The sequence below is a fragment of the Exiguobacterium sp. s16 genome (genome assembly GCF_018618115.1).
Taxonomy (GTDB): domain Bacteria; phylum Bacillota; class Bacilli; order Exiguobacteriales; family Exiguobacteriaceae; genus Exiguobacterium; species Exiguobacterium mexicanum_A.
This window is the reverse complement of record NZ_JACSLM010000003.1, coordinates 239,185-251,319: the sequence shown is the minus strand read 5'-3', so window position 1 is coordinate 251,319 and position 12,135 is coordinate 239,185. Positions and strand designations below refer to the sequence as shown.

Below are 12,135 nucleotides of genomic sequence, written 5' to 3'. Positions count from 1 at the left end.
GTTCATTCCCCCGTCTTCTTTGGTAGGCGTCTCGGTGGTTTTGTCACCTTTGACCCGTCATTCGTCAATTTTAGCACAAGTCGATTCACGAGTGGTTCGAGTTCGTTTCGGACTTGGCGGTAGACGTTCATCGACCCTCCGAACGGGTCATTGATGTCGCGCTCGAGTCCGGTGACGAACTCGTATAACGTGAACGTGCGGTCGGCCAAATCCGGGTACGTGTCCCGAATCTGTTCACGATGCGCCCGTGTCATCGTCAAGATGACGTCCGCCCAACGTCCGAGGACGTCGTCGAATGTCTGGGTCACGTGATCGAGCTCAATTCCTCGTTCACGCAACACTTGGAGTGCATTTTCTGAGGCGTCGAACCCTTGCATCGTCCGCAGCCCGGCCGAACGAATATCGAACTCGTCCCCCGTCACTTTCGAGCGGAGCAGGGCCATCGCCATCGGGCTTCGGCATGTGTTCCCACTACATATGAATAATACGCGTTTCATTGACATCGCGTGATCCTCCTCTATGTCCTTAAGCCTCTTCCTGTGGACGGATGACTTTACCGCCTGCCGCCTTGTAGAGGCGGTTATATACGGCAAGAGCGACTCCCGTCGGTTCAATCCGATTCACGTAAATCTCTTCTACATCCGTCTCATCAAACTTTCGCAACGCCTCATACAAACGCTGGGCCGCTGTCTCCATCGAAATACCGAGGGAGAGCGTGACGTCCGCCGGGGTCGTCGCTTCATCGAATACGAGTGCGCCAACTCGCTTGCCCGTCGCCTGTCGTGTCGTGATGACACGGACGAGGTCATCGCGTCCTCCTTCGACTAAATAAAGAGGGGCGCTCGGGGCGTAATGGGTGTACTTCATTCCTGGTGATCGTGGCGCAGCTGCTTCATCGCTCAAGTTGGCATCGAGAATGACCGGGCCGATGACCGCCTCAATCGCTTCTTTCGTCACGCCGCCCGGACGTAAAATCGTCGCCGGCTTCGTCGTGCAGTCGATCACGGTCGATTCGACACCGATGCCTGTCGGTCCCCCATCCATAATACCCGCGATCCGGCCAGTCAAATCATCTGCCACGTGCCGGGCTGACGTCGGTGATGGACGTCCAGAACGGTTCGCGCTCGGTGCCGCCAGTCCAAGACCGGACGTACGAATCAATTCCAGCGCGGCCGGATGATTCGGCATTCTGAGTCCGATCGAATCAAGACCAGCCGTCACGAACGAAGACGCTCGGCCGTTCGACGGTAAGATGATGGTCAAGGCACCAGGCCAAAACGCTTCCATCAAGCGTCTGGCGACTGGCGGGATGGTTTGCGCGAAATGCTCGGCCTGTTCGACCGAGGCCACGTGGACGATGAGCGGGTTGTCCGACGGTCTTCCTTTCGCCTCGAAAATCTTTTTGATGGCGACGTCGTTCGTCGCGTCTCCGGCGAGTCCGTAGACGGTCTCCGTCGGCATGGCGATTACCTCGCCAGCCTGCAAGAGACGTACCCCTTCCTCAACTTCTGTCGGCTTGATCCATTTCGTTTCCATGCGCAATCCCTTCCCTCACGGCGTAGACGATTCGGTCTTTGCCGTTTATATCTTTTAAAATACCCGTTTCTGCTTCAGGATAACGTTCGGACAGGTACGATTTCACAACTTGTCCTTGATTATACCCGATTTCAAATGCAATCAATTGCCAATCGGCACACAAGACGCGCATCGAGTCGGCGATGATCGTTCGATAAAAGTCGAGCCCATCCGCTCCTCCGAACAAGGCGAGGTGCGGCTCATAGCCTGCGACCGTCTCATCGAGCAGTTCGTCGGCCTCGATATAGGGCGGATTCGAGACGAGCACACGAATCGAGTCGTCGGCAATCGGGGCGAGGCAATCTCCTTCATGGAAGGACACGTCCGCCCCGAGCGCTATTGCGTTCCGCTTGGCGACAGCAATCGCTTCCCGGGAAATATCGACCGTCTGGACGCGGACACCGAGTTCGAGACTGAGCGTGACGGCGATTGCCCCGCTGCCGGTCCCGATATCGACGATGTCATCATCGGCCACGTCGGTCACGTGCTCAACGACCCATTCAATCAACTCTTCCGTTTCCGGACGCGGAATCAAGACGTCCCGATTGACCTCGAACATCCGCCCGTAAAACGGGGCGTGACCAATCAAATGCTGGACCGGCTCGCCTGCGAGCAGGCGCTCGAATCCTGTTCGGAATTCAGATTCCTCATCATCTGTCAATTCGTCGGATAAACGGATGAGCAGTCCCGTCCGGTCGACGTCAAGGACGTGCATGAGCCACCACTCCGCGGTCGAGGCATCGCGCCCCGCGTCAAGAAGTTCCCGCTCCGCTTGCTTCAATCTCGCAGCGATTCGCATCAATCCACGTCCTCCATGAGACGGGCCTGCTCGTCCATGACGAGGGCGTCGATGATATCCTCGAGTTCCCCAGCGAGGACGCGGTCGAGCTTTTGAAGCGTGAGTCCGATGCGGTGATCGGTCACGCGGCTCTGTGGGAAGTTATACGTCCGAATCCGCTCCGAGCGGTCCCCTGTCCCGACGGCAGACTTGCGCTGCGCTGACAGTTCTTCGAGATGTTCGCTCTGCATCTTGTCATAGAGCCGAGCCCGGAGCACTTTGAGTGCCTTGTCTTTATTCTTATGTTGCGATTTTTCATCCTGACATGAGACGACGAGTCCCGAGGGAATGTGCGTCAACCGCACGGCCGATTGGGTCGTGTTGACCGACTGGCCCCCTGGTCCTGACGATGTGAACGTGTCGACACGGACGTCTTTCATATCGATATGCACTTCGACGTCCTCGGCTTCCGGCAATACCGCGACGGTCGCCGTCGATGTATGGATGCGTCCACCCGACTCGGTCGATGGGACGCGTTGAACCCGATGCGCCCCATTCTCGAACTTCAATTTCGAGTAGGCGCCGGTCCCGTTGATTAGGAACGTCACTTCTTTGAAGCCGCCGAGTTCTGTATAGTTGGCGTCGATCAATTCGGTCTTCCAGTTCTGCCGCTCGGCGAAACGCGTGTACATCTTGTACAGGTCGACTGCGAACAGTGCCGCTTCGTCCCCACCGGCCGCTCCGCGAATCTCGACGATGACGTTCTTGTCGTCGTTCGGGTCTTTCGGCAACAGCAAGACGCGAAGTTTCGCTTCGAGCGCCTTCACTTCCGGCTCGAGGAGTGCCATCTCTTCTTTGGCGAGCTCTCGCATGTCGGCATCGAGTGTGCGGTCTTCAAGCATGAGTTTCGCTTCTTTATACGCCGTGCTCGTTTCTTTATAGTGGCGATATGCCTGTACCGTCTCCTCGAGTTGAGACTGTTCTTTTGAATATTGTCGTAATTTATTCGCATCGCTGAGCACTTCAGGGTCAGCGAGCATCTCATTTAATTGCATATAGCGTTCTTCTAATACGCTCAAACGGTCAAACATGATGATCCGTCCTTTCTCCGTCAAATCGAACTGTCTTCATTATAGCAAAAAACGAACCGCCGAGGGCGGTCCGTGGACGTCAGTCGGCCACTGTATGGCGGACTGGGCGTGGTTTATTCGGGACGTCATGACAATGGCGGCAACGCGGCTCATACGACTCCGAGGCACCGACCAAGATGACCGGATCCTCGAAACGGGCCGGTTCCCCGTCAATCAATCGTTGCGTCCGGGAAGCCGGCGCCCCGCATGACAGACAAATCGCCTGCAGTTTCGTGACGAATTCGGCACGTGACAACAGTTCCGGCATCATTGTGAACGGCTCGCCTCGGAAGTCCATGTCGAGTCCAGCGCAGATGACACGTTTGTCTTCTGACGCCAATTGCTCAATCACATCGACGATCCCTTCGTCGAAGAACTGAACCTCGTCGATGGCGATGACTTGCGTCTCTTCGCGCACCGCATCGTACAAATCTTGACTCGATTGAATCGGTACGGCCACGACCGAATTGCCGCTGTGGGAAACGACGTTTTCCTCATGGTAACGGTCGTCAATCGCCGGTTTGAACACTTGGACAGGGATTTTCCCGTAATGCGCCCGACGGACACGGCGGATCAGTTCCTCCGATTTCCCAGAAAACATACTCCCACAAATCACTTCTATCCAACCGTAACGGTTCGTCACATGCATCATTCTACTTCGCCCTCTCCTTCGTTAATCGCTTTCCGATTATAACCATCTTTCGGTCACAGGAAAAGGGTTGACTTCTGACAAAAATCGGAACGGCATGCTCCCGTCCCGATTTCGCTTCATTCGTCTGCCGCTTCTTCTTTTTTATTATCGATTAAATGCAATTTTCGGGCGAGCGGTCGAATCGTCAGCCCGTGTAGTGTCACAGAAATAAAGACCAGTCCGATCGTGAGCGGTAGCATTTGCGACGCGTCGTCAATCCCGAGATGCGCCACTTCTTCTGCGAAGAAACCGGCGACTGTCATGGCGACGATTCCACGAGGTGCAATCCATCCGATGAAACCACGTTCGCTGAGCGGAAGCCCGACGCCGATCGTCGATCCATAAATCGCGAGCGGACGAACGAGAAACAAAATGCCGGCAATCGTCAAAAGAAGCGGCCATTGGAAGATGTTGAGCAGTTCATCGCGTGATAACGACGCCGTCAACAGGATGAACACCGACGAGATGAGCAAGATCGAGATGTCCTCTTTAAATGATTGCAACTCCTCGATGATCTCCTCATCCCGATGTTTCGTGTTCGCCATCGTCATTCCCATCGCCGTCACGGCGAGCAGACCGACTTCGTGCATCATGAATTCACTCAATGAGAACAAGATCAAGACGGCCGTCAACGTGACCGAGGCCCGGAGATAGCGAGGGATTTTCTCACCGACAAACCAGCCCATCAACACGTGCCCGAACAAGTAACCGAGACCGATCCCGACGAGACAAGCGCCCGCGAACAATAGTTGCATCCACAAGTCCATTCCTTCATAGACGATATAACCGATGCGGATGACGAACAGACCGAGGAGGGCGCCGACCGGGTCAACGATGATCCCTTCCCATTTCAAAATGGCACCGACCCGATCCTTTAAATGCGCTTGGCGCAATAACGGGATGACGACCGTCGGACCGGTGACGACGAAAAGTGCGCCCATCGTCCAAGCGACGACCCAATGGAGACCTCCGACGTATTGAATCAACAGTGAGGCCCCGACGAACGATAGCGTCACCCCGATCGTCACGATGCGGACGATGGAACGGCGAAATTGATTGATTTCACTGAAATGGAGGCCGAGGCTCCCTTCAAACAAGATGATAGCGACGGCAAAAGAAATGATCGGGCTATACAGTTCACCGAGCAGTTCTCGCGGGTCGAACAATCCGAGCATCGGCCCGGCCAGTACACCGGCGACCGTCATGACGATGATGGCCGGGATTTGATAGCGCCAGGCCAACCATTGTGACAGAATACCGACGCCAATCAATAAACTGATACTAATCAGTATGAATTCCATAAAAGCCCCCTCACGTCAGTCTTTCGTCTCTTTACCCATCAGAAGACAACAAAAAACCGCCAAGGGCAATCCCTAGGCGGTGTGCATACAAGTTGACGATTAACGTTGGTACTTCTTGTTGAAGCGCTCGATACGACCGTCTGCAGATGCGAATTTCTGGCGACCTGTGTAGAACGGGTGCGAGTCAGAAGATACATCGACACGGATGAGTGGGTATTCGTTACCATCTTCCATCGTGATTGTCTCGTTAGAGTAACGAGTCGAACCAGAGATGAATTTGAACTCAGTCGTCGAGTCCATGAATACGACTTTACGGTATTCTGGGTGGATTCCTTGTTTCATTGCTTTTCAACTCCTTCGGCCCTAAGTATTCTTTCAACCTAGAGAAAGTTCACTAGAATATAATAGCACCCGGCTCACGGATTTACAAGTCTGTTTTCGTTTTTTTCACCGGGCGTCGACTCTTTTTCTTATCGGCCTCGAGCGCCGCAAAAAAGTCGAGGTTCGTTTTCGTTTCGCGGACCCGCCGCAAGAACTGATCGACGAAATCTGGTGACTCGTTCATCGTCCGTCGAATCGTCCAAAGCGAGTCGAGCTCGCCTTTGCCGAGCAGTAATTCTTCCTTGCGCGTTCCCGAACGACGGATGTCGATGGCCGGGAAGATTCGGCGTTCCGCGAGCTTCCGGTCGAGATGGAGCTCCATGTTGCCCGTCCCTTTGAACTCTTCATAGATGACGTCGTCCATGCGTGACCCTGTGTCAACGAGCGCCGTACCGAGGATAGTCAAACTGCCGCCGTCCTCGATGTTACGGGCCGCCCCGAAGAACTTCTTCGGTTTATGGAACGCGGCCGGGTCGATTCCGCCGGAGAGCGTCCGTCCGCTCGGTGGGACAGACAAGTTATACGCTCGTGTCAGACGCGTGATCGAGTCGAGCAGAATGACGACATCCTTCTTGTGTTCCACGAGACGCATCGCCCGCTCTAAGACGAGCTCTGAAATCCGGGCGTGGTTCTCCGGTGTCTCATCAAACGTCGAGTAGGCGACATCTGCGCCCGGCACCGAACGCTGGATGTCCGTCACTTCTTCTGGCCGCTCGTCAATCAAGAGAATGATCAACTCGACGTTCGGATGGTTCGTCGTGATCGAGTTGGCAATCTCTTTTAAAAGCGATGTCTTCCCGGCTTTCGGCGGGGCGACAATCAACCCACGCTGTCCAAATCCGACAGGCGCGATCATGTCCATGACGCGGACCGACAAGTGATTCGGCTCTGTCTCGAGCACCATCTGCTGTTCCGGGTAAATCGGCGTGAGCGCCGGGAAGTAATCCCGATTCCGAGTCGAGTCGGTCGTCTCACCGTTGACCGCTTCGACACTGAGCAGCCCTTGGAACCGTTCGTTCTCTTTCGGTTTCCGGACTTTCCCCGTCACGAGGTCCCCGTTGCGAAGATTAAAGCGCCGGATTTGCGAGGCGGCGATGTAGATGTCTTCAGACGATTGAGAGTAGTTGATCGGTCGGAGGAAACCGAAGCCTCCGTCGTTTTGGGACTGCGGGTTTGGCGGGATGATCTCAAGGATGCCTTCGAGGAAATAAAGATCTTTCGATTCAGCCTGTGATTTTAAAATCCGAAACATGAGCTCGCGCTTGCGTGCCTCTCGATATTGGGGCACGTTCACTTCTTTCGCGATTTCATATAATTCTTTCAACGTCTTCGTCTCGAGTTCCCGAAGCGTGTAATTTTTAGCCGGTTCTGTCGCTTGACTCATTCAAGTCACCTGTCTTTCATGATTCTATATTTCAAAAATAAACGTTCAATCCTCATTCATCTAATCACAATTTTGTCGAGCCGTCACTGTTTGAAAAACGGCTTCATGACAGTCTATTCCCCTGTTGTTGAAAACATAACAGTCTTTTTCCTTTCTATGTAACAAACAAGTCTCTATTCTCGCATATTGTTTCAAATATGTTACAAGAAAACCGTTTTTGTCTCGCGATTGAAAAATGCCATCGGTCTTGCGCATGATATAGTTTATTTGCACAGGAAACCGGGTAACATACGCAACTTGTGCTCTAATCTTGTTTATACACATCGATCATATACAGCCACTTAGGGTTTTATTTTAAAAAACGGAGGGAAATATATTATGTTAAAGCGTTTCGCATCTATCATTGTCGCTGCCACTCTCGCTTTCTCGGGTCTTGCTTTCACAACAGGTGAACAAGCAGAAGCCGCTACCGGAACATTCGCTTACTCGAAAGTTAACGGCTTGAACATCCGCACAGCACCGTCGCTCAAATCGAAAGTCACGACAACGATGAACAAAGGCCAACGCTATACATACCTCGGTAAAGTTGGTTCGTTCTACAAAATCAACTATAAAGGGTCTCACCGTTATATCTCAGCTTCATCGACATATACGTACTTGAAGCCAAACACGAAAACAGCGACTGCGAAGAAAGTCACAACGTCTTCTACATCAAGCGCTCGTACGAAACTTGTCGCTGAGTCGAAGAAGTACCTTGGTACACCTTACCGTTACGGCGGAACGACAACTTCAGGATTTGACTGCTCAGGTTACACAGGTCACGTTTACAAGAAAGCCATCAACAAATCGATTCCACGTGATTCACGTTCGCAATACGCAAACTCGAAAAAAGTTTCGAAGTCAGCGATTCAAGCCGGCGACCTCGTGTTCTTCTCACACAACGGCCGCACGATCCAACACGTTGGAATGGCACTCAGCAAAACACAAATGATTAACTCTGAGACAGGCGGCGTTAAATACGCGAGCTTCACATCAGGTTACTGGGCACCACGTTATGTCGGTGCAGGCACGTACCTCTAATTTAAACGATCAAACGACTCGGTTCATCGGAACCGAGTCGTTTTTTTCGTCTGGACGTTTCGTAACACCGTATCCGTGCTCGTCAACACCGAGAATGTCCCATCCGTCTCCAAGACGACAGCCTCGACTTGATCAAAATCCGTCCCGCTCGATCGAATCGCCTGCAACACTTCAATCTCGAGCACCCGTTCCCGGCGCATCGTTTCCTCTAAATATGTCCCGTCATAGTAAAGCAGTGCCGGCGTCGACTTGATCAGTTGATTCACACGTTTCGAGCGGGTCGCCAATTTGGCCATGACGTATTGCATGAACACGAGCGTCGCAAACGCGGTCAGTCCGTTCAGCAGCGGTGTCTGGCGACTCGTGAGTGTCGTCGCCAAAATTGATCCGAGCGCCACGGTGACGATAAAATCGAAGGCGTTCATTTTGGCGAGTGTCCGCTTGCCGGAGACGCGCAAGATGAGGATGATCGCCAAATAGGCTCCCACCCCGGTCAGTATGATTTGCAGCATCGTTCGCAGTTGGTCCATCGTCTCCCTCCTTCTCTACTGCTGTTCCACGAAGCACATCGATTCAATCCCTGTTCATCTTCCGTTCATCTTGATTCGCTACGATGGAGCCATCACCTTGAAGGAGTTGTTCTACGCCATGGAAAAGATTTGGAGTCTTCGTTTGATTCGCCTCGCCGCTCTGTTCGGCGTCATCGGGACGGCGCTCGGGTCTCATATGTCCGGATCCGGCAGTTACGCCTTCCGCCCGATTCACGCCCATCTCTTGCTCGCCGGTTGGTTATCGGTCTTCGCTTGGGGCGTGTTCTATCGTGTCTATTCGGTCCGAAACCAACTGCTCGTGACGATTCACGGATGGACGGCCGTGCTCGGATCGATTGGATTGACGAGCGGGATGTGGCTCTATACGATGAACCCGTTCCAATGGAATGAGACCGTCACCCTCGTCTATTTCATTATCGGGGGCACGGTCTCATTGATCAGTTTCATTCTCTTTTTGATTGTCACGTTTATGATCGACCAGGACGAGCGGGGTTAAATCCTGCTCGTCATTTTTGTTTTAAGGCGCCGCGCGCGTTCGTCGCCGCGAACACGACCATGATGATGCTCATCGCTCCGGCGACGGCGAGTCCAGCCGATAACGCGCTCCAATCGATTGTCGGTTGCGTCAAGACGGCACGCATCCCTTCAAAAATATACGTCGTCGGATTGAACGTCGCCGCTACTTTCAGCCACTCGGCCTCAATCAACTCTTTCGGGACGAACGTCGTCGATAAGAAGATGAGCGGGAAGAATAAGAGCGTACCGGCCTGGGCGGCCTGAGCGTTCCGTGTTTTCAGCGCGACACCGACCGAATACCCAGCGAAACCGAGGCCGAACCCGATGGCGAGCAACACCGTGAACAAGAAGCCAGGCAGACCGACCGGAATCGACAAACCAAGCAAGAACGCGACGCCGAAAATGAGGAGTGTCTGAACGAGCAGTTGCAACATGCCGGCGATCATCGGGCCGAGCACGATCGCCGTCCGCGTCGCTGGCGTGAGGAGCAACCGGGCGAAGTACCCGCTCTCGATATCACGGACGAGCGCTTGTCCCGTCCCACCGGCCCCACCGACCGCCCCTGAGACGATGGAGACGGGCAAGATGAAGTTCAAATAGGCGCTCCCATCAAACTGAGGAAGCGAAGCGACGCTCGACAATCCGCTCGTGTAAACCAGTAAGAAGAAGACAGAGATGATCAAGTTCGGGATGAATGAGAACGGATTTCGAATCGTCGTGACGAGACTCCGTTTCGTGAAGAGCCATGTCTCAGTCCACATCGGGCACACCTCCTTCGTATGACTCGCCGGTCACTTTCAAAAAGACGTCGTCGAGCGACGGTTGCTTCACGGTCAAACTTTCCGGTTGAAGCGAACGCTCATCGAGCTGACGCACGACTTCCATCAGCGTATGATCGACAAGCTCGAACGCCACGTGTTGCCCGGTCGCCGCATGACCGAACAGCGCAGCGGCTGCGGCCGCCTCTTGATCGCTGTGAAACGTCATCGCAATCGTCTCGCCGCCGACGAGTCGTTTCAACGCTTCAGCCGTCCCTTCACTGACGATTTTCCCATGATGGATGATGGCAATCCGGTCGGCCAGTTCATCCGCTTCTTCTAAGTACTGGGTCGTCAAAAAAATCGTTGTGCCGAACTCCTCGTTGAGCCGTCGCACCTCGTTCCAAATCTCGATGCGGCTCGCCGGATCGAGACCCGTCGTCGGTTCATCTAAAAACAAGACAGTCGGGCGATGGACGAGCGTGAGCGCCAAATCGAGACGGCGCCGCATCCCGCCTGAATACGTGCCGCTTCGGCGGTCGGCCGCCTCGGTGAGCGAGACGACACGGAGCAGTTCCTCGGCGCGCGTCTCCGCCTCTTGTTTCGTCATCTTGAACAACCGGCCTTGCAAGACGAGCAGTTCCCGCCCGGTCAATACTTTGTCGATCCCGGTCTCTTGTAGGGCGACCCCAATCGATAGGCGAACGTCTTTCTCTTGTTTGACGACATCGAATCCGTTCACCCGCGCCTTACCCTCGGTCGGACGGACGAGTGTCGTCAACATTTGCACGGTCGTCGACTTCCCGGCCCCGTTCGGTCCTAAAAATGCGAAGATTTCCCCTTCCTGGACCGAGAACGAGATGCCATCGACGGCAGGGACATCTCCGTACGTCTTGACGAGTGACTCCACTTCAATCATCCTCACACACCTCCTGCCCTTCCTTTCCCGTTCTGCGTGCATTATAAATATGTAGGAACACATCAAAAAAGCCGCGGACATCACGTCCGCGACTCGAGAGAATTAAGGTTTCATGACCATTTTCGGTTTTTTCTTCAAGGAGTGGATGCCTTCGACGAAGCGGACCGTCCCTGACTTGGCACGCATGACGACCGAGTGCGTCTGACCGCCCTGTCCGGTGAACTGTACGCCGCGGAGCAACTCCCCGTCCGTCACGCCCGTCGCCGCGAAGATGCAGTCTTCACCTTTGACGAGGTCGTCTAGAAGCAAAATCCGGCCCGTGTCGGCGATGCCCATGTCTTGGCAACGCTTCTCTTGGGCTTCGTCTTCAGGAAGCAGACGGCCTTGGAAATCACCGCCGAGGCACTTCATCGCGACGGCCGCGATGACGCCTTCCGGCGCTCCGCCCGAACCGAGCAACAAATCGACCCCCGTTTTCGGGAACGCCGTGTTGATGGCCGCGGCCACGTCACCGTCTGGAATCAACTTGATGCGAGCACCCGTCGCCCGGACGCGTTGAATCATCTCTTCGTGACGGTCACGATGTAAGATCGTCACGACGACGTCTTCGACGTTCTTGTTCTTCGCCTTGGCGACGATGGCGATATTCTCTTCAATCGAATTATCGAGACTAATCAATCCAGCCGCTTCCGGACCTACGGCAATCTTGTCCATGTACATGTCCGGCGCGTGGAGCAAATCACCGGCATCGGCGACAGCGAGGACGGCGAGCGCTCCCCACGTTCCGGTCGCGACGATGCTCGTCCCTTCGAGCGGGTCGACGGCGACGTCGAGACGTGAGCCGTATCCATTCCCGACTTTCTCACCGATATAGAGCATCGGCGCCTCATCCATCTCACCTTCACCGATGACGACGACCCCTTTCATCGGGATCGTATCGAACACTTCACGCATCGCGGTCGTCGCCGCGTCGTCCGCTTCTTCTTTCAAGCCTTTACCCATCCAGCGAGCCGAAGATAGCGCTGCCGCTTCTGTGACTCGGACCAATTCCATTGATAAACTACGTTCCAC

At 54.3% G+C, this 12,135-nt stretch carries 14 protein-coding genes; 2 read left to right on the top strand and 12 right to left on the bottom strand.

What is annotated here, in order from left to right; genetic code table 11:
• Positions 1-2 precede the first annotated feature (2 nt).
• The 8 genes from KNP86_RS08285 to rho form a co-directional block, all read right to left on the bottom strand.
• Complete coding sequence (locus KNP86_RS08285) at positions 3-503, bottom strand: low molecular weight protein arginine phosphatase (protein ID WP_034779240.1); 501 nt, start codon at positions 501-503, stop codon at positions 3-5.
• A 22-nt stretch (positions 504-525) separates the two neighbouring features.
• Entirely contained in the window at positions 526-1,536 is a 1,011-nt protein-coding gene (locus KNP86_RS08280) for an L-threonylcarbamoyladenylate synthase (protein WP_214753685.1), read from the bottom strand.
• Complete coding sequence (prmC, locus tag KNP86_RS08275) at positions 1,502-2,374, bottom strand: peptide chain release factor N(5)-glutamine methyltransferase (protein WP_214753834.1); 873 nt, start codon at positions 2,372-2,374, stop codon at positions 1,502-1,504. Before prmC ends, KNP86_RS08280 begins: the two co-directional genes overlap by 35 nt.
• On the bottom strand, positions 2,374-3,444 hold the full coding sequence (gene prfA / locus KNP86_RS08270; RefSeq protein WP_034780138.1) for a peptide chain release factor 1: 1,071 nt from the start codon (positions 3,442-3,444) through the stop codon (positions 2,374-2,376). Before prfA ends, prmC begins: the two co-directional genes overlap by 1 nt.
• Positions 3,445-3,523: 79 nt before the next feature.
• Positions 3,524-4,135, bottom strand: coding sequence for a thymidine kinase (locus KNP86_RS08265; RefSeq protein ID WP_021066110.1), 612 nt, complete (start codon positions 4,133-4,135; stop codon positions 3,524-3,526).
• A gap of 116 nt (positions 4,136-4,251) precedes the next feature.
• A complete protein-coding gene (locus KNP86_RS08260; RefSeq protein WP_034779247.1) occupies positions 4,252-5,475 on the bottom strand; it encodes a cation:proton antiporter in 1,224 nt (407 codons plus the stop codon).
• A gap of 99 nt (positions 5,476-5,574) precedes the next feature.
• The gene (locus KNP86_RS08255; RefSeq protein WP_021066109.1) at positions 5,575-5,817 is read right to left on the bottom strand and encodes a type B 50S ribosomal protein L31; all 243 of its coding nucleotides are present in this window, start codon (positions 5,815-5,817) and stop codon (positions 5,575-5,577) included.
• Between the two features lie 82 nt (positions 5,818-5,899).
• On the bottom strand, positions 5,900-7,240 hold the full coding sequence (rho, locus tag KNP86_RS08250; protein WP_214753683.1) for a transcription termination factor Rho: 1,341 nt from the start codon (positions 7,238-7,240) through the stop codon (positions 5,900-5,902).
• A 378-nt stretch (positions 7,241-7,618) separates the two neighbouring features.
• On the opposite strand from rho, the gene KNP86_RS08245 reads away from it, so the two are divergent.
• Positions 7,619-8,320, top strand: a complete 702-nt coding sequence (locus KNP86_RS08245) for a C40 family peptidase (RefSeq protein WP_034779250.1) — start codon at positions 7,619-7,621, stop codon at positions 8,318-8,320.
• 23 nt (positions 8,321-8,343) lie between these two features.
• Here KNP86_RS08245 and KNP86_RS08240 read toward each other — a convergent pair whose 3' ends face one another.
• Positions 8,344-8,850: a DUF421 domain-containing protein gene (locus tag KNP86_RS08240; protein WP_138858767.1), complete on the bottom strand. Its 507-nt coding sequence runs from the start codon at positions 8,848-8,850 to the stop codon at positions 8,344-8,346.
• Positions 8,851-8,968: 118 nt separating this feature from the next.
• On the opposite strand from KNP86_RS08240, the gene KNP86_RS08235 reads away from it, so the two are divergent.
• Positions 8,969-9,367: a hypothetical protein gene (locus KNP86_RS08235; protein WP_214753680.1), complete on the top strand. Its 399-nt coding sequence runs from the start codon at positions 8,969-8,971 to the stop codon at positions 9,365-9,367.
• 10 nt (positions 9,368-9,377) lie between these two features.
• Here KNP86_RS08235 and KNP86_RS08230 read toward each other — a convergent pair whose 3' ends face one another.
• The 3 genes from KNP86_RS08230 to glpX all read right to left on the bottom strand — a co-directional run bounded on the left by KNP86_RS08230 (position 9,378) and on the right by glpX (position 12,135).
• Positions 9,378-10,148: an ABC transporter permease gene (locus tag KNP86_RS08230; protein WP_214753678.1), complete on the bottom strand. Its 771-nt coding sequence runs from the start codon at positions 10,146-10,148 to the stop codon at positions 9,378-9,380.
• Positions 10,138-11,064, bottom strand: a complete 927-nt coding sequence (locus KNP86_RS08225; RefSeq protein WP_214753676.1) for an ATP-binding cassette domain-containing protein — start codon at positions 11,062-11,064, stop codon at positions 10,138-10,140. The genes KNP86_RS08230 and KNP86_RS08225 overlap by 11 nt, the downstream gene beginning before the upstream one ends.
• A gap of 102 nt (positions 11,065-11,166) precedes the next feature.
• Positions 11,167-12,135, bottom strand: coding sequence for a class II fructose-bisphosphatase (gene glpX, locus KNP86_RS08220; protein WP_029594665.1), 969 nt, complete (start codon positions 12,133-12,135; stop codon positions 11,167-11,169).

What these genes read in the sequence shown, in the direction of transcription:
- KNP86_RS08260 (WP_034779247.1), bottom strand. Translation starts at nt 5,475, where the DNA reads ATGGAATTCATACTGATTAGTATCAGTTTATTGATTGGCGTCGGTATT.
- KNP86_RS08285 (WP_034779240.1), bottom strand. Translation starts at nt 503, where the DNA reads ATGTCAATGAAACGCGTATTATTCATATGTAGTGGGAACACATGCCGA.
- KNP86_RS08235 (WP_214753680.1), top strand. Translation starts at nt 8,969, where the DNA reads ATGGAAAAGATTTGGAGTCTTCGTTTGATTCGCCTCGCCGCTCTGTTC.
- KNP86_RS08230 (WP_214753678.1), bottom strand. Translation starts at nt 10,148, where the DNA reads ATGTGGACTGAGACATGGCTCTTCACGAAACGGAGTCTCGTCACGACG.
- KNP86_RS08225 (WP_214753676.1), bottom strand. Translation starts at nt 11,064, where the DNA reads ATGATTGAAGTGGAGTCACTCGTCAAGACGTACGGAGATGTCCCTGCC.
- KNP86_RS08280 (WP_214753685.1), bottom strand. Translation starts at nt 1,536, where the DNA reads ATGGAAACGAAATGGATCAAGCCGACAGAAGTTGAGGAAGGGGTACGT.
- prmC (WP_214753834.1), bottom strand. Translation starts at nt 2,374, where the DNA reads ATGCGAATCGCTGCGAGATTGAAGCAAGCGGAGCGGGAACTTCTTGAC.
- rho (WP_214753683.1), bottom strand. Translation starts at nt 7,240, where the DNA reads ATGAGTCAAGCGACAGAACCGGCTAAAAATTACACGCTTCGGGAACTC.
- KNP86_RS08255 (WP_021066109.1), bottom strand. Translation starts at nt 5,817, where the DNA reads ATGAAACAAGGAATCCACCCAGAATACCGTAAAGTCGTATTCATGGAC.
- KNP86_RS08245 (WP_034779250.1), top strand. Translation starts at nt 7,619, where the DNA reads ATGTTAAAGCGTTTCGCATCTATCATTGTCGCTGCCACTCTCGCTTTC.
- KNP86_RS08240 (WP_138858767.1), bottom strand. Translation starts at nt 8,850, where the DNA reads ATGGACCAACTGCGAACGATGCTGCAAATCATACTGACCGGGGTGGGA.
- KNP86_RS08265 (WP_021066110.1), bottom strand. Translation starts at nt 4,135, where the DNA reads ATGATGCATGTGACGAACCGTTACGGTTGGATAGAAGTGATTTGTGGG.
- prfA (WP_034780138.1), bottom strand. Translation starts at nt 3,444, where the DNA reads ATGTTTGACCGTTTGAGCGTATTAGAAGAACGCTATATGCAATTAAAT.